The organism is Segetibacter koreensis DSM 18137 (genome assembly GCF_000374045.1).
Lineage (GTDB): Bacteria > Bacteroidota > Bacteroidia > Chitinophagales > Chitinophagaceae > Segetibacter > Segetibacter koreensis.
In genome coordinates, this window is the sequence record NZ_KB893318.1 from 36053 (window position 1) to 57198 (window position 21146).

The window sequence follows — 21146 nt, forward strand, 5'->3', positions numbered from 1 at the left end:
TGGTTATTAATTTTTGAAATAGAAAAATTCTAATGATTAAAATAAATACAGACTTAAAGCCCTCTGATCTTGCCAACAAACTAAAAAGATTTTGGGATCTCTCTGCAGAAAAAATTAACCTGATTGAAACGAATTATGACCCTTCAAAAGGTTCACCTGTTTTTACAATAAACGGCACTTACACTACCCGCGGCTGGACCGAATGGACAGAGGGATTTCAATATGGTTCAATAGTCTTACAATATGACGTAACAGGCGAAGATGCATTACTGCAACTGGCACGGAAGAAAATTGTTGAAGTAATGGCTCCGCATATAAGCCATGTTGGCGTACATGACCACGGCTTTAATAATGTAAGTACCTATGGAAATTTGCTTCGCCTGATGAATGAGGGCAAGATACCATTCAATGAATGGGAAAAGAATTTTTACCAATTGGCGCTTAAGGTCTCAGGAGCTGTACAGGCAAGCCGTTGGACAGTCGTTAAAGATGGAGGTTTTATTCATTCATTTAACGGTCCTCACTCGCTTTTTGTTGATACTATCCGTTCGTGTCGTGCACTTATACTCGGTCATCAGTTAGGCCACGTATTGCAGGCTGAGGGCGACGTACGAATCAGTTTATTAGAACGCGCTATTCAACATTTGGAAGCTACAGCTAAGTATTCTGTATTTTATGGTGAAGGGCGTGATGAATATGATCTATGGGGACGAACAGCACACGAATGTATTTTCAATGTAAAAGATGGAAATTACCGGAGCGCCAATTCCCAGCAAGGCTATTCGGGCTTTACCACCTGGACGAGAGGACTTGCATGGGCTATGTGCGGTTTTGCAGAAGAGCTTGAATGGTTTGATGCTGCAGGAAAAGAAGAAAAAGATACTGCAGCAAAAGAGAACATTTTACCGCTGATGATAAAAGCAGCAAAAGCAACATGTGATTTTTATATCAATAATACTCCTGTTGATGGCGTTCCTTATTGGGATACCGGTGCTCCGGGTTTAGTTAAGTTAGGGGATTACTTAAAGAAGCCTGCCGATCCTTTTAATGATTACGAACCCGTTGATAGTTCGGCTGCCGCAATTGCTGCGCAGGGTCTTTTAAGATTGGGAAGATTCCTGACAAAAAATGGAGAAACTAAAGAAGGAAGTCGTTATTGCCAGGCGGGCCTTACAGTTGTAAACACACTTTTTGATGACCCTTATTTAAGCGCAGATGCAGGCCACCAGGGTTTGTTGCTGCACTCTATCTATCATAGGCCAAATGGTTGGGATTACATCCATCCGGGAAGTAAAATTCCAAATGGCGAATCGAGTATGTGGGGAGATTATCATGCCCGTGAAGTTGCTTTATACCTGCAACGATTGATCAATAACGAAACTTACTATACCTTTTTTAATATTTAATGAACCCTTCAAATCCTACAGATATTTCTAAATTGTGTATTCACACCATTACAACCAATCCCTGGAATATAGAAGAGGCAGCGCAAAATTATTCCGCTGCAGGTGTCAAGGGAATTACAGTTTGGCGCGATGCACTACAAGCACGAAACATACAGCAAACAGGTCAAATGTTAAGAGATCAAGGCTTGTCTATTGTTTCTCTTTGCCGCGGCGGATTTTTTCCGGCGAAAGACATTGATAAAAGAAGGTTAGCGATAGATGATAACAGGCGGGCTATTGAAGAAGCTCATCAATTAGGAACTTCGATGATAGTCCTCGTATGCGGTGCAGACCCGCGTCAGTCGCTGGAAGATTCAAGAAAGCAAATTCGCGATGGTATTGCGACAGTTCTCGCTGACGCTGTTGCGGCAGGAGTGAAGCTGGCGATAGAACCCCTCCATCCTATGTATGCAGATGCCCGTTCAGCCATCAATACCTTGGCACAAGCTAATGATTTGGCCGAAGAGTTTAATTCTCCATTCGTTGGGGTTGCTGTTGATGTTTATCATCTGTGGTGGGATCCTGCCCTTAAGAAAGAAATAAAACGATGCGGACAAAATGAAAATCTTTTTGCTTTTCATATCTGCGACTGGAGAACTCCTACAACCGACTTTTTAAACGACAGAGGTCTGATGGGCGATGGATGTATTCCGGTGAAACAAATCAGGTCATGGGTAGAAGCGACAGGTTTCAACGGATTTGTTGAAGTGGAGGTTTTCTCAAATAACTACTGGAAAGAAAACCAGGCTGATTATCTAAAAAAAGTAATTAACGCTTACAAAGAACATTCTTAAACCATAAAGTAACTACAAGATTGCCATATGAAAGAGCATAAGATAGGAATCATAATGAATGGTGTTACCGGACGAATGGGGACCAATCAACACTTAATGAGGTCAATTGCAGAAATCATAAAACAAGGTGGGGTTAAAATAAATGCCGGAGAAACGATAATGCCGGATCCAATTTTAGTGGGGCGCGATCAAAATAAGTTGCAAAAGCTTTGTGCGATGTCAGGAGTAAGTAAGATGACGACTAATCTTGACGAAGCTCTTGCTGATCCTTATAATATCATCTACTTTGATGCTCAAACAACAGGCAGACGTGCGGAGGCAGTTAGAAAAGCCGTTGCAGCAGGTAAACATATTTATTGCGAAAAGCCTATTGCAGTTGATACAAATGAAGCTTTAGAATTATACCGGCTTTGTAATGATGCGGGTGTGAAAAATGGTGTAGTGCAGGACAAGCTTTGGCTTCCCGGAATTCTAAAATTAAAGCGGCTTATTCAACAAGGTTTTTTTGGCAAAATACTTTCTGTACGGGGTGAGTTTGGTTACTGGGTTTTTGAAGGCGATTCCATTCCCGCTCAAAGACCTTCCTGGAATTATAGAAAAGAAGATGATGGAGGTATTATTGTAGATATGCTTTGCCACTGGCGTTATTTGTTAGATAATGTTTTTGGAAAAGTAAAGTCTGTGTCTTGCCTTGGTGCAACACATATACCTGAAAGAATAGATGAGCAAGGGCAACGTTATAAAGCCACAGCAGATGATGCAGCTTATGCAACTTTTGAACTGGAAGGAGATATTATTGCTCATTTCAATTCTTCGTGGACGGTAAGGGTCCGACGCGATGATCTGTTAACGCTGCAGGTTGATGGAACCAAAGGATCTGCAGTTGCAGGCTTGCGTGAATGCTATATTCAACATTACGGAAATACGCCTAAACCTGTCTGGAACCCAGATATTCCGCAATCCATTAATTTTTATGATGGGTGGGCGAAGGTTCCCGAACAGGAAACGTATGAGAATGCATTTAAAGTGCAGTGGGAATTGTTTTTAAAACATGTGGTGAACAATGATCCTTTTCCGTGGGATCTGCTGGCAGGCGTAAAAGGAGTGCAACTTGCCGAAAAAGGACTGGAAAGTTGGAGTAAAAGGTGCTGGGTAGATATTCCCGAAATTTAAATTATTTCCTGAAATGAATAAAGTAGCACTAATTACAGGTGGAAGCAGGGGTATTGGTTTTGGTATTGCAACCGAACTGGCAAAAGCAGGTTTTGATCTTGCCATAAATGGTATGCGACCAGCGAATGATGTTGAGGACGCAATAAGTAAGCTCAAAGCATTTGGAAACGATGTGATTTATTGCCAGGCAAACATTGCAGCGCCTGGTGACAGAGACGTGATGCTCGAGCAGATAGATAATCATTATGGAAAGCTGAATGTGCTTGTAAATAATGCAGGTGTCGCCCCAAAGGAACGTAGAGATATTCTTGAAGCTACTGAAGAAAGTTTTGATCATGTAGTTTTTACGAACCTGAAAGGACCATACTTTCTTACTCAAAAGGTAGCAAACCTCATGGTAGAGCAAAAGAAAAATGATCGCGCTTTTAGTGCATCCATCATTAATATTTCTTCCATATCGTCAACTGTAGTATCGGTAAATCGCGGAGAATATTGCATATCAAAAGCAGGCATCAGCATGGCTACACAACTGTTTGCAGCAAGATTGGGCGAATTTAATATTCCGGTTTATGAAGTAAGACCGGGTGTAATTCGTACCGATATGACTGCCGGTGTTCAGGAGAAATATAACAAACTGATCGAAGAAGGTTTATTTGTGCAAAAACGATGGGGAGAGCCTGAAGATGTTGGAAAAGTCGTGGCATCGCTTGCTAAAGGAGATTTTTTGTATTCTACAGGACAAGTGATTATGGTCGACGGTGGCATGACGATTCCACGATTATAAAAGTGATTTAGAATCTAACAGAATTAAATATTATAACTCATCCTTAAAGCACCTTTAGGGGTTGGCCTAATTAATCCTCAATGACAAATTCCTCAAACATAAGAATTACCCGCGAACTTTTACGCCTTCCTGTTATAGTTGCAGCGCTTGGTTATATGGTCGATATGTATGACCTGTTTTTATTTAGCATTGTAAGAGTTCCTAGCTTAAAATCATTAAATGTGGCAGGTGAAAATGTTATGAAAGATGGAATAATGCTGCTAAATCTTCAAATGGGAGGCTTGCTTATTGGTGGCATTGTATGGGGTATTCTGGGAGACAAAAGAGGGCGGCTGTCTGTATTATTTGGTTCAATTCTTATTTATTCGCTGGCTAACATTGCTAATGGTTTTGTCACATCTATTGGTATGTATGCCGTTTTGCGATTTATTGCAGGGTTTGGACTTGCGGGCGAATTAGGCGCAGGAATTACTTTGGTAACAGAAGTGTTGCCCAATAAGATCCGTGGTTATGGAGCAACTTTGGTAGCAACAATGGGAGTATTTGGCGCATTGCTAGCGTACTCTGTCTCATACCTGTTTGAATGGCGGGCGTCATACTTCATCGGTGGTGGACTTGGATTATTATTGTTAGCATTGAGAATGAAAGTGTTTGAATCAAGCATCTTCATGAAATTGAAGGAAAAAAATGTGAAGCGTGGAGACATTCGAATGTTATTCAATAATAAAACCCGGTTTTTAAAATATCTTACCAGTATTATAATGGGCATGCCAATATGGTTTGTCACCGGAATTTTAATAACATTTTCTCCTGAATTTGGAAAGGCAATTGGCCTTGATACACCCGTAGATGCAGGTAAAGCAGTACTATTTACTTTTATGGGACAAGTTGCCGGAAATATAGTCAGCGGATCGCTTAGCCAGTATTGGCAAAACAGGAAAAAGGTCATTTTATTATTTATGCTGTCCTCCTTTGTGTTTGTGCTTATCTTTTTCCTGGTACCTATTCCCAATATAACCATGCTTTATCTCTTATGTGGCTGTCTTGGATTTTGCAGCGGCTACTGGACACTTTTTATAACCGTTGCCGCGGAACTTTTCGGATCAAACCTAAGGGCCACCGTTGCTACTACTGTACCTAATTTTGTAAGAGGCACCGTAATTCCTTTAACAGCTCTTTTTGTACTCTTAAAAAGTTACGTTGGAACAATTTATAGCGTATTAACGGTTGGTCTTATTAGTTATGCCCTGGGAATACTGGCTCTTATCTTTTTAGAAGAAACTTTTAAGAAAGACATCAATTATCTCGAACAAGAGTAGGTGTATTATAACTATTAAAAGAAATACTTCATATTAAAAAACTTTCAAACAGTGTGGAAAAAGTATCAGTCACAATAAGGACAATGAAACTAAGTGACATAAATGATGCTATGAAGTTGTCAACTTCAGAAGGATGGAATCAAACAGAAAATGATTGGCGGCTTTTAATTGAAAATGCTGAAAACGTTTGTTTACTTGCTGAGATCGACCGAAAAGTTATTGGAACTACAACTGCTATCAATTATTCATCTAAAGTTGCATGGGTTGGGATGGTGTTGGTAAATGAGGCGTACCGGGGCCTTGGAGTTGCCAAATTACTTCTAACCGCTGTTTTAAAAAAAGTAAAATTTTGTAGATCAGTCAAACTTGATGCAACTCCTGTTGGAAAACAGGTTTATCAAAAATTTGGATTTAAAGATGAATATTCGATTGCAAGAATGGTCAATACATCAATGACAACTATGCTGATAGATGATTATGAGGTTGTACCAGACGCAATTCAATTAAAGCATATTCCGGAAATAGTAAGTTTTGATAAGTTTATTTTCGGTACAAGCAGGCAACAACTTATCGAATTTTTGATAAAACAAAATCCTGGTAAGGGATGGTTTCTTAGACGTAATAATTTGGTTGCCGGGTTCGTACTTGGCAGAGATGGAAGCAAATATCATCAAATAGGACCTGTTGCTGCTGTAACAACTAATGATGCTAAAATCCTTATTACAAAAGCACTTGAGAGCCTTCGTAATCAACCTGTAGTTGTAGATGTTCTATGCGATAAAGAAGATATGATCAACTGGTTACATTCTATTGGCTTTATTAAACAAAGGCATTTTATAAGAATGTATAAAGATGAAAATTATTGTCCGGGAACAATTGATAAACAATATATGATTTGCGGTCCTGAATTTGGGTAATGCAGTTAATTTATTTTAGAACATTTCTTTTGTAAATTGCTATATCTACCCTTTGTGCGAATTACTTATTTAATAGCCTGGACTATAATTCATTTACCTACTCGGGAATCTGAAAAGTAAAACTTGGTGAAATATTCTTTCTGGAAGTAAAACTAAAAACAACGCTATGAAGAAATCTGAAACTGATTTTTTAAAAAGTCGCAGAGAGATGATGAAAATGCTTGCATTAGGCTCCACAGGTGGGTTTTGGGGACTGTTGGGAAGTACTGCTGCTAACGGGCAAAAGCGGGAGACTCCTGCCGGTTACAAAAACGACCAGCCTGCAGTAAAAATCAGAAGTGTGAAAGCTATTGCAACGGCTCCCGAAGGAAGCAACCTGGTAATTGTAAAAGTTGAAACCACCGAGCCGGGTTTATATGGTTTGGGTTGTGCCACATTTACGCAAAGAGCAGTGGCGGTAGTTGCAGCCATTAATAGTTATCTTAATGAGTTTTGTATAGGCAAAGACGTAGATAATATTGAAGACATGTGGCAGTCGTTTTATGTTAGTTCTTATTGGCGTAACGGACCTGTTTTAAATAACGCATTAAGCGGACTCGATGAAGCATTATGGGATATTAAAGGCAAACGTGCAAATATGACCGTCTACCAGTTGTTGGGGGGAAAGAGCAGGTTTGCAGTAGAATGTTATGAGCATGCCAGTGGAAATACAGCTGAGGCAGTCGCTGAAAGTGTTCAGAAATATATGGCGCAGGGATTTCGTCATGTAAGAATACAACAGGGTGGATATGGTGGAACAGGAACTGTAGCTAAAAAACCTGATTTTAAAGCAGCAGGATTTGGTTACGAAGCTGATGATTATATGGATGAACGGGCATACCTGAAGTCTGTACCAAAGATGTTTGATGTGGTAAGAAAAGTTTGTGGTGATGAGGTCGAATTATTACACGACGTTCATGAGCGTGTGCAGCCGATGGATGTAATCAATATGATAAAGGCTGTAGAAGATTATCATCCTTATTTTATTGAAGATCCTTTTTCTCCCGAAAACATGGAATGGTTTAAGCAGCTTAGAATGAGCACCAGTGTTCCTATTGCCATGGGCGAATTGTTTAATAATATCAATGAGTTTAAAATGCCAATGGTTAATCAATGGTTTGATTACATACGTGTGCATGTATCGCAGGTGGGAGGCATAACTCCGGCTATGAAAATTGCACGTCTTGGTGAATGGTTTAATATTAAGACTGCCTTCCATGGTCCCGGAGACGTTTCACCTGTAGGTCATGCTGCTCATGCTCATATAGATCTGGCAATATGGAATTTTGGAATACAGGAGGCAGTTCATTTTTCTGATAAATTAAAAAGTGTTTTTACAGGTTGCCCCACCATGAATAATGGATATATGTCTGTTAATGAAGTTCCTGGTATTGGAGTAGATATTAATGAAAAGGAGGCTGCTAAATATCCCATAACTACCAAATCGAACTGGCAGGTTCGCAAAAGAGATGGAACAATTATAAGACCATAAAATGTAACACCGATTTCAATATTTGTAGTAGGGGTTTTCTATTACATCATTACCGTCCAATACAATTTCAATTTATTTTGTAGTTTTTATTAAAATAGCAATATAACAATTTTCAACATTCCATTTGCAGTCTTTAAAGGCGACAAATTGCTGATAACTATTTTTCACTAAGTATTATTAATTATTTAAATTTGTGTAGTGAAAAAGTTATTAGTAACAAATGCAGCAAACATAACAGCTTTAATTGCTAGGTTAGCATTAGGAATAACTTTGTTTCCTCACGGAGCTCAAAAATTGTTTGGATGGTTTGGTGGCTACGGTTTTGGCGGAACAATAGGATTTTTAACTGCAAAGGCAGGATTGCCTTATATTCTTGCTTTGTTAGTAATTCTGATTGAAAGTATTGGAGCTTTGTTTGTGCTCGTCGGTTTTATAACTCGTATTGCTGCTTTTGGCATTTTTGTTGAGTTTATTGGTGTTATATTTAAAGTTCATTTAGCTAATGGCTTCTTTATGAACTGGTCTGGAAGTCAGAAAGGGGAAGGAATTGAATATTTTATCTTACTCTTAGGTTTAGCATTAATCCTTATAATTACGGGTGGCGGTAAAGCGAGCGTAGATGCTGCAATCACAAGTACTTCTAATATGAAAAATTCAATTTCTGTTGAATGAGAAATAATGATTAACAGGTGCACAAGTTTAATTAACAAGCCTCGAAAATGCTAATTTTCCTTGTGATTATGCAACAAGCTTGAGTTCATTTTATTTCTGAAGACATCGGGCGAAAAACCTGTTTTTTCTTTAAACAATTTTGAAAAATAAAAGCACGATTCAAAATGAAGATCGTAAGCAATTTCTTTGATTGTTTTTGAAGGATTAGACAGAAGTGTTTTAGCTCTTTCAATTTTTAGTTGTATTAGGTATTGCCCTAAAGCGATGCCCGTGTATGTTTTAAACATCTTTCTAAGCCATGAATAACTTACGTTCAGTTCCTTTGCAATGTCTTCCATGGCGACTTCCGCGTCTATTTTTTGTCTTAGCAATATTCTTGCTTTATTTATAATTATCTCTATGTGATTTTCTTCTTTAAATTGCTGCTGCCGCAGGGTTTTGTGTACGTAGCCTAACAAGTGAAGCAAAGCTCCGGAAACTAAGGGTTGATAGCCCGATTTTTCCTCTTTTGTATGCTCAATAATTTCGGTAATAAGACTGACAATTTCTTCCTTAATTCCAATATTAATCAAAGCCTCGTTACTATTAAAAAATTTGTTTTTAATTAAGTTATCTGCTATCTCTCCCTGGAAACCTACCCAATATTCATCCCAGCCCACATTTTCGTCTGGCTTAAATCTATGCCACTCTCCGGGAAATAAAATAATAAGAGAACCTTCTTCCACCTTTGTACACTCCATACTTTTAGATTCAAAGAAGCCTTTTCCTTTTATTATATAAATAGCCTGGTATTCATTTAATATTCTTCCCGAATCCCAACTAAAGTAGTGGTGCTCTGGATGATAATTGTAAGGGTATTGTTCGTGAGCACCTATTTGGGTACATCCGGCATTTAAAATTGACAAACCCCATTTCTCGTCTTCATCTCCTAACGGCAGGTACTTATAATAATTCACCATAGAAAAAGTTTAGGCTCGTATTCTTAGATTATTGAACGCAGAAATCGAAAGCACTGTTTATTAAATGTACAAATTAAAGAAATATCAAAATGTATATTTCAAATATCAATTTGCATATTAACGATGGAGTGGTATTGAAATATCTTTGAAATAAGGGCTGCTAAGCTCAAATTTATTCAACTTAAAACAACGATGCTATGTCTTTACTTCTATTCATTTCTATTTATCTAATTACCTGCCTGTTTTCTTTTAAAGGCTTTCTCAAACCAATACAAAAAATTCCGATGTAAGGTTATTCGTAACGCCATTTGTAAAACCTGGAAATCTTCATTTTGTTCATCTTTTTGTGAAAACAGGGAAGTAAATATTCCAGCCACGATTGCATTGTTATCATAAAAATTAAAAAATTTTTATGATAAGTTTCCTATTTTCTAAAACCCATATTGATTGCTATGTTAAAAAAACTATTACCTTTTTTACAACAGAGAAAGGAGCCGTTCATTTTTATATCCTTTCTCTTTCTCTCTTTATTTTCATTTGCTCAACAAAAAATTACAGTTAATGGCAAAGTTGTTACAGCAGACAATGTACCGTTAGCAGGTATATCTGTAAACGTAAAAGGCAGTGTTAGCGGCACAACTACTAATGCAGATGGTAGGTTTACATTTCAGGTTGTTAAAGGAGAAACGTTGGTTTTTTCTTCGGTAGGATATGAAGAAAAGGAAGTAAAAATAAATAATGAAAGGAGTGTTATTAACATTCCTATGGTTTCAACAAGTTCAACCTTAGGAGAAGTTGTAGTGGTAGGTTACGGTTCACAAAGAAAGAAAGATGTAACTGCTGCAGTATCTACAATTGATGTTTCAAAATTAAAAGATATTCCTGCAGCTAATGTGTCGCGGTTATTAGCAGGTCAGGCTTCCGGTGTAACTGTAAAGCAGGTAACGGGCTCTCCTGGTCGTGAATTCGAAGTAACGATCAGAGGCACCGGTTCATTGGGAGCAGGAAGTCAACCACTGTATGTAATTGACGGATTTCCGGTCGGAACTTCAGTCGGGCAAAATTTAAATCCTAATGATATTGCAACGATCACCATCCTCAAAGATGCGGTCTCTACAGCTATTTACGGTGCAAGAGGATCGAATGGCGTGGTGTTAATTACAACTAAGAAAGCCAAAAACGGGGAAGTAAGTTTAACTGCTACAGCAAATTATGGCGTCCAGAATATTCCGGAATCAAGAAAGACAAAGGTGCTGAATGGAGTGGATTTCGCTCAGTTTAAAAAGGATATTTTTATGGATAAAATTTGGTATTTTGAAAACAGGGAACCTACCCTCGATGAAGTCCCCTTGGATTTTCGCAATCCTGAACAAACGAAACTTTCCACTAACTGGTATGATGCAATACTAAACCAAAATGCAAAATTTCAAAATTACAATATTACACTTTCTGAAGGTAAAGGAGATATACATTCTTTAGTTTCAGTCGGCTATGTTGGCCAGGAAGGAGCATTGATAAAGACTAAATATGATAACTTTTCTGTCCGTGCCAATATTGATGGTAAAATAAATAATTTCATCAGTATGGGATTGAACATAAACGGTTCTTATTCCAGGCAAAACACAGCAAACACAGAAGGGCGTGACAATCTGGTAGGATCAACTTTATTGATGGATCCGCGTGAGCCGATATACAATGAAGATGGCACATATAATAGTTATATTGGCGGTCACGATGGGATTTTTGGATTTCCCAATCCTGTTCAAAGTTTAAATGAAATAACCAGGAACCGCGAAATTGGAGATGTATTATCAAATGGATTTTTAGAGTTTTCTTTTTTGAAAAATTTTAAATTTAAAACAGCGGTAAACACACGCATTAATATCAGCTCTTATAAACAGTTTATTCCATCTACCATGGCCGGCGTAAATGCTCCTCCTCCAAGAGATGCATCCGAATATGATGACGTTTTTCGTACAATGAATCTTTCAGCAGATGAATTGCTGACTTACAGTAAAGGATTTGGAGATCATCACGTTGAGGCACTAGCCGGATATACTGCACAGCAGGAAACTACAAAGGGATTGTCAGGAACTGGTAATCAATTTCCCAACGACCTTGTTCCATATCTTGGCTCAGCCATCATAAAATCTTCCGGATCTACAGAGTATGGGTGGAGTATGCAGGCTTATTTTGGCCGGCTAAACTATTCATATAAGGGCAGGTATTTGTTCTCCGGTACTTTTCGTAGGGAAGGTAGTTCCAGGTTTGGTTCAAAAAATAAATGGGGCGATTTTCCTGCTTTGTCCGCAGGCTGGAGAATTTCCGATGAACCTTTTATGCCTAAATATACATGGTTAAATGACTTGAAAATAAGAGGAAGTTTTGGTATAACCGGTAATAATAATATAGGAAATTATTCCAGTCTGTCATTTATGAACACCAGCAATTATATATTGGGCAATAACCTGGTAAGCGGACTGGTAGTAAGTTCATTTGCAAACGCGGGATTGGGATGGGAAAAATCGAGGCAAACTGATATCGGTTTAGATCTTTCTGCGTTTAATAGCAAATTTACATTTACCGCTGAATATTATAATAGAATCACAAGCAATATGCTTTTGTCTATTCAATTGCCCGCTATTTCCGGATTTACCAGCACTTTAGGCAATGTGGGTAAAGTGCAAAACAAAGGACTTGAATTTGCAGCAGGGTATAGAACAAAAATTAATTCGATAAGCTTTTGGAGCAATTTCAATATCTCTTTTAACCGTAATAAAGTTCTTGAAATACGAGGTGAGAATGATGAAATCTGGAACGGTGGATTTTATGGCGACTATAATGTTTCAAAAGTTGGACGACCTATAGGAATGATATATGGATATAAAGTATTGGGTATTTTCAAAAACCAGGAAGAAATAAATAAATCTTCTACCCAGGACGGCGCTATTCCGGGTGTTTATAAGTATTACGATGGTGATGGCGATGGAAAAATTTCTTATGACACAAAGGATATGGTTGAAATAGGTAATCCATGGCCGAAGGCTACATATGGTTTAACGCTTGGTGGAGATTATAAAAATGTAGATCTGAGTGTTCTGTTCACGGGTGCACAGGGATATGATGTTTTCAGGCAAATAGAATCATCCACGATGAATATGGACGGCGTTTTTAATGTATTAACTGCAAGTAAAGACCGCTGGAGATCTGAACAAAATCCCGGGTCGGGAAGATATGCAACTACTAATACATGGAAGTGGGAGCGTGAAAGCAATTCCCGCTATGTGTATAGCGGAAGTCATATGTGGGTAAAGAACGTAAGCCTTGGCTATAACATTTCCAAGTCTAAGCTGCACTTTGGCGGAGTCAGGGTTTATGTAAGTGCCGATAATTTATTTTTAATTACAAATTACCCCGGTAATAATCCCGATGTTAACAATAACGGAGGCATAAATCCAGGATTGGATGATGAAGCATACCCAATTTCCAGAACCTTTTCTATTGGAGCTAATCTAACCTTCTAAAAATTAAAGAAAATGAAGAATCGAATAATAATTATACTTGGTATAAGTCTGTCCTTTATTGGATACTCTTGCAAAAAAGATTTTCTTTATAAAACTGATCCAACGAGGATAGACTCAGATAAATTTTATAAGACTGAGACTGATATTGAACAGGCAATTAATGGTGTTTATGGGCAATTACAAGGGATTGTTAACAACCAGTGGCTTTTTAATGAATTGCCTTCTGACAATACAACAATTGATTTTAATCCGGGTGATCGGGGGCAGGCCCCATCAATAGAAGCGTTTGAGTTTTGGCAGGTAAATGGCGGAACAGGTAATATAGCAGGCATGTATAATAGTTATTATAATGCTCTTTATAATATTAACAACGCCCTTGCAAAATTAGATGCTTCCACTGTTGCAGATTCTGTAAAGTCGACGTCTGTGGGACAATTAAAATTTTTAAGAGGTTACTACTATTTTGAATTAACGCAATATTTTGGAGATGTCGTTTTAATTACTGACCCAATATTAAATGAACCTTCCAAAGCGTGGGATTACTTAAGAGAGCCGCAGGAAAAAGTGTATGCCCAGATTGAAAATGACCTTAAAGAAGCTATTTCTTTACTTCCTGCAAATTACAATAGTGCAAATACCGGCAGGGTAACCAAAGGGGCAGCATTGACTTTGTTAGGTAAATTTTATCTTACAAAAAAGCAATATGCTGAGGCTGTTACTACGCTAAACCAGGTTCTCTCATTAGGATATTCTTTGTTGCCTTCTTACGCAGATGTTTTTGATCCCGCAAAAAAGAACGGTGTAGAATCAATTTTTGAAGTACAGTACCAGGGAGGAAATGACCTGGGAGAGTGGAGTAGTTTTATCTATACTTTCGCCCCGAGGCTATCTGAAGACGCAGTCACAGGATGGCCACAAAGTAATCCGGGCGGTTGGAATATTCCGACGAAAGACATGATTGGTGCATACGAAGAGGGAGATTTGCGAAAAAGTATCTCTATTGGGTTAGATTTTAAAAGTCCAATTACCGGACTGGTGGTACCGTATATAAAAAAATACAATCATCCACATACTATTTATGGGCGCACCGATGATAACTGGCCGGTATTAAGATATTCAGATGCATTATTGATGTTAGCTGAAGCCACTAATGAACAAAATGGTCCCACTGCTGAGGCATATGATTATGTGAACAAGGTCCGTCAACGGGCAGGCCTCGAGCCATTGAGTGGGTTAGATCAAAGTTCATTACGCGAAAAAATTATTCATGAAAGAAGAGTAGAGCTGGCCTTTGAAAACTGGCGTTGGTTTGATCTCAAAAGAACAAAAACTCCTGAAGAACTTGCAAAGTTCTTAAATGCTTACGCAGCTACTGAAAAGGCGAACCCGACAACAAGCAGACAAGGTATTCCCTATTCTAACAGTGATTATATTTTTGAACCTTTTGAGGCAAAATATCCCATTCCCAGCAACGAGATTTTGGTCAATAATAAATTAACACAAAATGCCGGATATTAACTAGATATAAACCAGGTAAAGCTTTTTATATTAAAAGCAGACAGAAACTTTTAGAATGTATGTACGACGTAAACAGAAAACGCTAATGAGGGAATTATCCATTCAATAAAAAATTTTATAAAAACACCAAGAGTTTTCTGTTTGCGCTTAAAGTGATTAGAGAGAAAAAAACATAAAATTATTCTAAAAGATTGAATGCATGGAAATAGGGCTTAAAGGAAGGTTTTCCATTATTAAAATATAGGACGCGAAGATCTTGAAACTTTAAAATAAGTGTATAGATCAATAAAAAATTATGACGCCTCATCTTAAAATAGGACTCTTTGGAATTGGACTGGAAGCTTATTGGCAACAGTTTAAAGGACTAGAAGAACGTCTGGCCGGTTACGTAAAAGTCGTAGAAAACAGGCTAAAAGATTTAGGGGCAAATATTGTTAACCTGGGATTGATAGACACCGTTGAAAAAGCATTTGATGCAGGGCATAGATTCCGTACTGAAGATGTAGATCTTATTTTTTTATATGTTACCACTTATGCCTTGTCTTCTACCGTCCTTCCGGTAGTTAAACGGGCAAAAGTGCCTGTTATCGTTCTTAATCTTTCTCCTGAGGCTGCTATAGATTATGACTCATTTAATAAGATGGGTGATCGTACCGTCATGACTGCCGAATGGTTGGCCTTTTGCTCAGCATGTCCTGTCCCGGAAATTGCCAGTGTTTTTAAACGTTCTGATATTCCTTTTTACCAGGTTACCGGTATGCTCAACAATGATCCGGTTGCGTGGAAGGAAATAGAAGAATGGATAGCAGCGGCTAAAGTTGCAAATATAATGTACCATAACCGCCTTGGTGTTATGGGTAATTATTATAGCGGCATGCTAGATATTTATTCAAATTTTACATTACACAATTCCATTTTTGGAGGAAATATAGAAGTAATTGAGGTAGATGAGCTGTCGGGTTTTCGCCAGGAAGTAACCAGCGAGGACATCCAGGAAAAAGTAAAGATATTCCGCGATGTTTTTGATATACAGGCGGATTGTGCAAAAGATGAACTGGAACGGGCTGCACGAACATCTGTAGCACTTGATAGGTTAGTGCATAAGCACAGTCTCGGCTCTATGGCATACTACCATAAAGGTACAGGTAACCCTCAAAATGAAGATGCGATGAGTTCCATTATTCTTGGCAATTCCCTGCTTACAGCCAATCGAGTACCGGTAGCAGGAGAATATGAAATCAAGAATGCACAAGCCATGAAAATTATGGACAGTTTTGATGCAGGAGGTTCATTTACCGAATATTACGCAATGGATTTTAATGACGATGTGGTACTCATGGGCCATGATGGCCCTGGTCACTTAGCTATTGCTGAAGGGAAAATAAAAGTGCGGCCATTACAAGTGTATCATGGGAAAGTTGGTAAGGGCCTGTCGGTGGAAATGACGGTACGATATGGTAAAGTAACTCTGTTATCAGTTGTGGAAACAATAGATGGAAAGTTATTGTTCCTGGTTGCAGAAGCCGAATCCGTAGCAGGACCTATTCTCGAAATAGGAAATACTAACAGCCGCTACCGGTTTTCTATCGGCGCTCGCAAATTCGTGGAAGAGTGGAACTCGCAGGGGCCTGCCCATCATTGCGCCGTCGGCGTTGGCCATATTGCTTCCAAAATTAAAAAACTTGGAGAATTACTGGGAATTATTACGATACAGGTATGCTAAGTAACAGAATTCATAAACGGGCAAAATTTATATGATTCGGAAACTTAGAACAAATCTTAGTACTCAAAACAGTTCAGTATCCAGCATTTAAAAAGGTATTATGCTATTATTAAAAAAAATCGTGATTTTTATAAACGCTGTTTTCTTAATTACCACGTTCTTTTGTAGTTGCAGTAACAAGTTGGTAAGGACTGAAAAGGCATATGATTTTGAAGTTACTCCCCTCAGATCTGGTTTTTTAAATCCCCCTGATTCTGCCAGACCTGGTGTTTATTGGTATTTTATGGATGGAAACTTATCAAGGGAGGGAATGACTGCAGATTTAGAGTCGATGAAGAAGGCAGGCATTGGCCATCTTATATTCCTTGAAGTAAATGTAGGAATTCCACGCGGTCCGGTTGATTTTTTAAGTGACAAATGGCTGGAGTTATTTAAGCATGCAGTAGATGAATGCAAGAGATTGGGAATTGCAATGACGTTGGGAATAGGGCCAGGATGGACAGGAAGCGGTGGCCCATGGGTTTCTCCTGACCAGTCCATGCAGCAATTGGTTTCAAGCAGCACGCTTGTTTCGGGAGATGAAAACAAGAGAATTAAACTTCCACTTCCTATTCCCAAGAAGCCCTATTTTGGAGAAGGTGTATTTACAAGTGATTTGAAAAAAAAGTGGGATGACTTTTACGAAGATGTCGCCGTTCTTGCCTTTCCAACTCCTTTAATTGAAAAAAAAATAAATGATATCGATGAAAAGGCTCTTTATTATCGTGCTCCATATTCCTCTGTGCCTGGTGTTAAACCTTTTTTACCTTCTTTAGCTAATTACAGTGATTTTCCTGGTGAGGCTTCAATTTCTAAAAGCCGCATTTTAGATCTTACAAATAAACTGCAGCCGGACGGAACACTTGACTGGGAGGTGCCCAAAGGCAACTGGACGATCATGCGATTTGGAAGACGTAACAATGGGGCTGTTACCAGGCCAGCACCTATTCCCGGATTAGGATTCGAATCAGATAAATTTGATACAGCTGCATTAAATGCCCATTTAAATAAATATACAGGAAAAATCTTCAGCAAAGTCGGGACGCCTGATCCTAGGTCTGCCGGCGGATTAAAAGCCCTGCATATGGATAGTTGGGAGATGGGAGCTCAGAATTGGACAAAACAGTTTCGGCAAGAGTTTATAAAAAGAAGAGGCTACGATCCGTTACCTTACTATCCTGTTTATGCAGGTAATATTGTTGAAAGCCAGGAGATTAGTGAACGATTTTTATGGGATCTGCGCCAAACAAGCCAGGAATTGGTATTGAATTACCATGCTGAGCAGGTTAAAAGGTACAGTCACCGGCATGGCTTACATTTATCTATTGAACCATATGACATGAACCCAACTGCTGATCTTGAGCTGGGGACAATAGCGGATGTTATTATGTGTGAATTCTGGAGCAAAGGTTACGGATTTAATTCGACGTTTAGCTGCGTGGAAGCAACCTCAATAGCACATATTAAAGGTCATTCTTTGGTACAGGCTGAGGCTTTTACCGCCGATGGTACTGAAGCTTGGAAGCAGTATCCCGGGTCAATGAAAAACCAGGGAGATTGGGCTTTTGCTGCTGGTATTAATCGATTTTTTTATCACACTTTTGAGCACAAACCTTTAGATGAAAAACTGCGGCCGGGTATGACAATGGGGCCTTACGGTGTGCATTGGGACAGGAAACAAACATGGTGGCCAATGGCGTCCGCATATCATCAATATGTATCGAAATGTCAGTATATTTTACAAAAGGGAAAGGCCGTTGCCGATGTGCTGTACCTGACACCAGAGGGGGCTCCACAGGTATTCCTTCCGCCGCCATCTGCTTTAGATGGAAATGATACTATTCCAGACAGAAGAGGCTATAATTTCGATGGCTGTTCTCCAGGTCAACTGTTTGCTGCCAGTGTTAAAGATAACCAGATTGTTTTTCCAGGAGGAGCTTCCTATAGATTGCTGGTTTTACCTGCCATTAAAACGATGACACCTGCTTTGCTTGAAAAAGTGCGGTCATTGGTTAATGAAGGAGCTACAGTAGTGGGTAACCCACCAACTAAAGCTCCAGGTTTATCAGGTTTTCCATTATCTGATCAAAAAGTTCAGTCATTGGCGAGAGAGATATGGGGGAGGGCAGACTTGCCTTCTTTGCTGACTGAGCATGCCTATGGTAAAGGAAGGGTAGTATTTGGCGGTTCTTTAATTGCCAAACCTGAAAATAGCCTTTATCCCGCATATGACCTTACAGCTTCATTAATAAAGAAAATGGGCGTATCCGAAGATTTTGAATCTTCAGGTCCGGTTCGCTATACCCATCGCACGACAAATGATATGGATATTTATTTTGTTGCTAATCGTACCGATCAGGCAATAAATGCAGTATGTACGTTCAGGACTACAAAAGGGACACCAGAACTTTGGGATCCTATTACAGGGAAAACAAGAATACTACCTGAATTTTCCACTAATAACGGACGTACTACTATTCCTTTACAATTCGAATCCTATCAAAGTTTCTTTATTGTATTTGGGAAAAATCGAACCACCCCTTTACCCGGGAAGAAGAATTTTCCTGCAAAAAAAGAACTGGAAACACTAAGCGGTTCATGGGCGGTATCTTTTGATCCGAAATGGGGAGGTCATGAAAAAATATTTTTTGATCATCTGGTAGATTGGACATCCCGCCCGGAAGAGGGAGTTAAATTCTATTCTGGAGTAGCAGTTTACCGAAAAAGCTTTAATCTCCCTTCCGGCACAATTACGGATAAACCTCTCTACCTCGATTTAGGCGAAGTGAAGAATATGGCTCGGATCCGTCTTAATGGTAAGGAATTGGGAGTAGTTTGGACAGCTCCATGGAAAGTAGATATTACAGGTGCAGTAAAGCAAAATGGAAACCAATTGGAAATTGAAGTGGCAAACTTGTGGCCAAACAGACTCATTGGAGACCAGCGCTTCCCGGATGACGGTATAAAAGATGAGAAATTCCCTGAATGGCTTTTGGCAGGAAAAGAGCGCAACAGTGGCAGATATGCTTTTACCACTTATAACCCTTATAAAAAGGATGCGCCATTACTGGAGTCAGGCCTTATAGGGCCTGTTACTATTCAGCAAATAGAATTTTAATATAAAGGATTGTTGAATTAATTGATAATCTATTATAACTTTTAATAATTGCAACATCAGATACGAAACCTAAAGTAATCACTCATGAAAAATAAATTCTTTCCAGGTAGTTTTAAAGTATTCCTCATATGTAGTTTACTAATTGTATCGCTTTGCCAGTTACAAGCTCAAACGAAATCAATATCTATAAATTGGGATGAAACTACCAGGGTGTCAAAATCAATTCCGACTTTACAAGTTGTAGTAAACCCTATGTTACGGGCGCACTCACCAATACATGAAGGTGCTTTCACTGCTCTTAAAAATTTAGGTGCAGATTATGTAAGATTTGTTCCCTGGTTTCCTTATCCGCGTATGGCTGTTGCAGAACTGCAGCCTCCTTCTAAAAATAAAACGTTTTGGGATTTTAGTCAAATAGATCCCATTGTAGATGATTTTATGTCTGCTACTGCAGGACACTCAGTTGTTATCAACTTCAGCACTATTCCCGCCTGGATGTTTAAAATGGATAAACCCGTTCAGTATCCGGCCGACCCGAATAAGGTATTCTGGGACTATAACCAGGGGGTGCAGCTTCGTGATACCACTATGAAAGAACTGACAGACTATTATGTAAGATTGTTTAGCTGGTACACAAAAGGGGGTTTTACCGATGAAGTTGGCAATTTTCATAAGTCTGGCCATTATTACAAGATACCTTATTGGGAAGTTCTAAATGAGCCCGATTTAGAACATAATATAACTCCTCAGTCGTACACGAAAATGTACGATGCTATCGTTACTGAATTAAAAAAAGTATCACCTGAAACGAAGTTTATAGCATTGGGCCTTGCCTATACTAGTAATCCCGAATGGTTTGAATATTTTCTGAACCAGGCTAATCATAAACCTGGTGTGCTTTTGGAAGGAATCTCTTACCATTTCTATGGCACTAAAGCAGCAAAGGAACAAACTCTCGATAATTATGAATATTCATTTTTTGACCAGGCAAATGGCTTTCTTGATAAAGTCAGGTACATAGAAAATATTCGTAACCGGCTTGCGCCTCAAACATTTACTACAATAAACGAGATTGGAAACATTCTGGAGGGTAATAACTATTCAGATCCTATTCCCATCGGTTATTGGAATTTATCGGGGGCAATGTATAGTTATATTTATTTGGAACTATCTAAAATAGGCGTCGATGTTGCGGGAGAATCACAACTTGTTGGCTACCCTACTCAATTTCCTGATGTGAGTATGATAGACTGGAAAAATGGCAAGCCTAATGCACGGTTTTGGGCTCTAAAGCTATTAAAAGATAACTTTGGACGAGGTGATAAACTGGTATCAACCGTTTCACATTCGACAGATGTAGTAGCACAGGCATTTATGACTAAAGCCGGCAAAAAGCTTTTGTTGATCAATAAAAGAAATAAAGAAATAAAGGTTGAATTACCAGTAGAATCAAATGGAGGAACTATGTATTCTGTTGATATCTCAACTCAAGAGAATCAGGCAGTGCAAAGTGGAGTTACCAGCAATAATATTACTCTTAAGCCATTTGCGGTTACTGTAATTACGCTAAAAAATTGAAATGATTTTATCTTATCCTGTAAGAAAACAAATACATCATTTAAAGCAACTT

15 protein-coding genes are annotated in these 21146 nt (G+C 38.7%); 13 read left to right on the forward strand and 2 right to left on the reverse strand.

Going from position 1 to position 21146, the window contains the following annotated elements; all coding sequences use genetic code 11:
- Positions 1–32: 32 nt before the first annotated feature.
- The 8 genes from B154_RS0106315 to B154_RS0106350 all read left to right on the forward strand — a co-directional run bounded on the left by B154_RS0106315 (position 33) and on the right by B154_RS0106350 (position 8635).
- Positions 33–1406: a glycoside hydrolase family 88 protein gene (locus tag B154_RS0106315; protein ID WP_018612645.1), complete on the forward strand. Its 1374-nt coding sequence runs from the start codon at positions 33–35 to the stop codon at positions 1404–1406.
- Positions 1406–2239: a sugar phosphate isomerase/epimerase family protein gene (locus B154_RS0106320; protein WP_018612647.1), complete on the forward strand. Its 834-nt coding sequence runs from the start codon at positions 1406–1408 to the stop codon at positions 2237–2239. The genes B154_RS0106315 and B154_RS0106320 overlap by 1 nt, the downstream gene beginning before the upstream one ends.
- 27 nt (positions 2240–2266) lie before the next feature.
- Positions 2267–3412 (forward strand): Gfo/Idh/MocA family protein, encoded by a 1146-nt coding sequence (locus B154_RS0106325; protein WP_018612649.1) that lies wholly within the window; start codon positions 2267–2269, stop codon positions 3410–3412.
- A 13-nt stretch (positions 3413–3425) separates the two neighbouring features.
- A complete protein-coding gene (locus B154_RS0106330; RefSeq protein ID WP_018612650.1) occupies positions 3426–4196 on the forward strand; it encodes a 3-ketoacyl-ACP reductase in 771 nt (256 codons plus the stop codon).
- A gap of 80 nt (positions 4197–4276) precedes the next feature.
- Positions 4277–5515 carry an MFS transporter gene (locus tag B154_RS0106335; RefSeq protein WP_018612651.1) on the forward strand — a complete coding sequence of 413 codons (1239 nt, stop codon included), beginning with the start codon at positions 4277–4279 and terminating at the stop codon, positions 5513–5515.
- Between the two features lie 83 nt (positions 5516–5598).
- Positions 5599–6432 carry a GNAT family N-acetyltransferase gene (locus tag B154_RS0106340; protein WP_018612653.1) on the forward strand — a complete coding sequence of 278 codons (834 nt, stop codon included), beginning with the start codon at positions 5599–5601 and terminating at the stop codon, positions 6430–6432.
- Positions 6433–6598: 166 nt separating this feature from the next.
- Complete coding sequence (locus B154_RS0106345) at positions 6599–7963, forward strand: enolase C-terminal domain-like protein (RefSeq protein ID WP_018612662.1); 1365 nt, start codon at positions 6599–6601, stop codon at positions 7961–7963.
- Between the two features lie 198 nt (positions 7964–8161).
- Positions 8162–8635, forward strand: a complete 474-nt coding sequence (locus B154_RS0106350) for a DoxX family protein (protein WP_018612671.1) — start codon at positions 8162–8164, stop codon at positions 8633–8635.
- A 50-nt stretch (positions 8636–8685) separates the two neighbouring features.
- On the opposite strand, the gene B154_RS0106355 is transcribed toward B154_RS0106350, so the two are convergent.
- Together B154_RS0106355 and B154_RS32945 are read right to left on the reverse strand one after the other, a co-directional pair.
- Complete coding sequence (locus tag B154_RS0106355) at positions 8686–9594, reverse strand: AraC family transcriptional regulator (protein WP_018612673.1); 909 nt, start codon at positions 9592–9594, stop codon at positions 8686–8688.
- A 227-nt stretch (positions 9595–9821) separates the two neighbouring features.
- Positions 9822–9971 carry a hypothetical protein gene (locus tag B154_RS32945; protein ID WP_018612675.1) on the reverse strand — a complete coding sequence of 50 codons (150 nt, stop codon included), beginning with the start codon at positions 9969–9971 and terminating at the stop codon, positions 9822–9824.
- A 75-nt stretch (positions 9972–10046) separates the two neighbouring features.
- Between B154_RS32945 and B154_RS0106365 the strand changes: the two genes are divergently transcribed.
- The 5 genes from B154_RS0106365 (at position 10047) to B154_RS0106385 (ending at position 21094) form a co-directional block, all read left to right on the forward strand.
- Positions 10047–13118, forward strand: coding sequence for a SusC/RagA family TonB-linked outer membrane protein (locus tag B154_RS0106365; protein ID WP_018612677.1), 3072 nt, complete (start codon positions 10047–10049; stop codon positions 13116–13118).
- A 12-nt stretch (positions 13119–13130) separates the two neighbouring features.
- Positions 13131–14636, forward strand: a complete 1506-nt coding sequence (locus B154_RS0106370) for a RagB/SusD family nutrient uptake outer membrane protein (RefSeq protein WP_018612679.1) — start codon at positions 13131–13133, stop codon at positions 14634–14636.
- Between the two features lie 295 nt (positions 14637–14931).
- Entirely contained in the window at positions 14932–16359 is a 1428-nt protein-coding gene (locus B154_RS0106375; protein WP_018612680.1) for a hypothetical protein, read from the forward strand.
- A gap of 100 nt (positions 16360–16459) precedes the next feature.
- Complete coding sequence (locus tag B154_RS0106380; protein WP_018612681.1) at positions 16460–19516, forward strand: glycosyl hydrolase; 3057 nt, start codon at positions 16460–16462, stop codon at positions 19514–19516.
- Between the two features lie 84 nt (positions 19517–19600).
- On the forward strand, positions 19601–21094 hold the full coding sequence (locus tag B154_RS0106385) for a glycoside hydrolase family protein (RefSeq protein WP_026260010.1): 1494 nt from the start codon (positions 19601–19603) through the stop codon (positions 21092–21094).
- Positions 21095–21146 lie beyond the last annotated feature (52 nt).

Excerpts from the sequence above, each read along its gene's own strand:
- B154_RS0106315 (WP_018612645.1), top strand. The coding sequence starts at position 33 with ATGATTAAAATAAATACAGACTTAAAGCCCTCTGATCTTGCCAACAAA.
- B154_RS0106320 (WP_018612647.1), top strand. The coding sequence starts at position 1,406 with ATGAACCCTTCAAATCCTACAGATATTTCTAAATTGTGTATTCACACC.
- B154_RS0106325 (WP_018612649.1), top strand. The coding sequence starts at position 2,267 with ATGAAAGAGCATAAGATAGGAATCATAATGAATGGTGTTACCGGACGA.
- B154_RS0106330 (WP_018612650.1), top strand. The coding sequence starts at position 3,426 with ATGAATAAAGTAGCACTAATTACAGGTGGAAGCAGGGGTATTGGTTTT.
- B154_RS0106335 (WP_018612651.1), top strand. The coding sequence starts at position 4,277 with ATGACAAATTCCTCAAACATAAGAATTACCCGCGAACTTTTACGCCTT.
- B154_RS0106340 (WP_018612653.1), top strand. The coding sequence starts at position 5,599 with ATGAAACTAAGTGACATAAATGATGCTATGAAGTTGTCAACTTCAGAA.
- B154_RS0106345 (WP_018612662.1), top strand. The coding sequence starts at position 6,599 with ATGAAGAAATCTGAAACTGATTTTTTAAAAAGTCGCAGAGAGATGATG.
- B154_RS0106355 (WP_018612673.1), bottom strand. The coding sequence starts at position 9,594 with ATGGTGAATTATTATAAGTACCTGCCGTTAGGAGATGAAGACGAGAAA.
- B154_RS0106365 (WP_018612677.1), top strand. The coding sequence starts at position 10,047 with ATGTTAAAAAAACTATTACCTTTTTTACAACAGAGAAAGGAGCCGTTC.
- B154_RS0106370 (WP_018612679.1), top strand. The coding sequence starts at position 13,131 with ATGAAGAATCGAATAATAATTATACTTGGTATAAGTCTGTCCTTTATT.
- B154_RS0106375 (WP_018612680.1), top strand. The coding sequence starts at position 14,932 with ATGACGCCTCATCTTAAAATAGGACTCTTTGGAATTGGACTGGAAGCT.
- B154_RS0106380 (WP_018612681.1), top strand. The coding sequence starts at position 16,460 with ATGCTATTATTAAAAAAAATCGTGATTTTTATAAACGCTGTTTTCTTA.
- B154_RS0106385 (WP_026260010.1), top strand. The coding sequence starts at position 19,601 with ATGAAAAATAAATTCTTTCCAGGTAGTTTTAAAGTATTCCTCATATGT.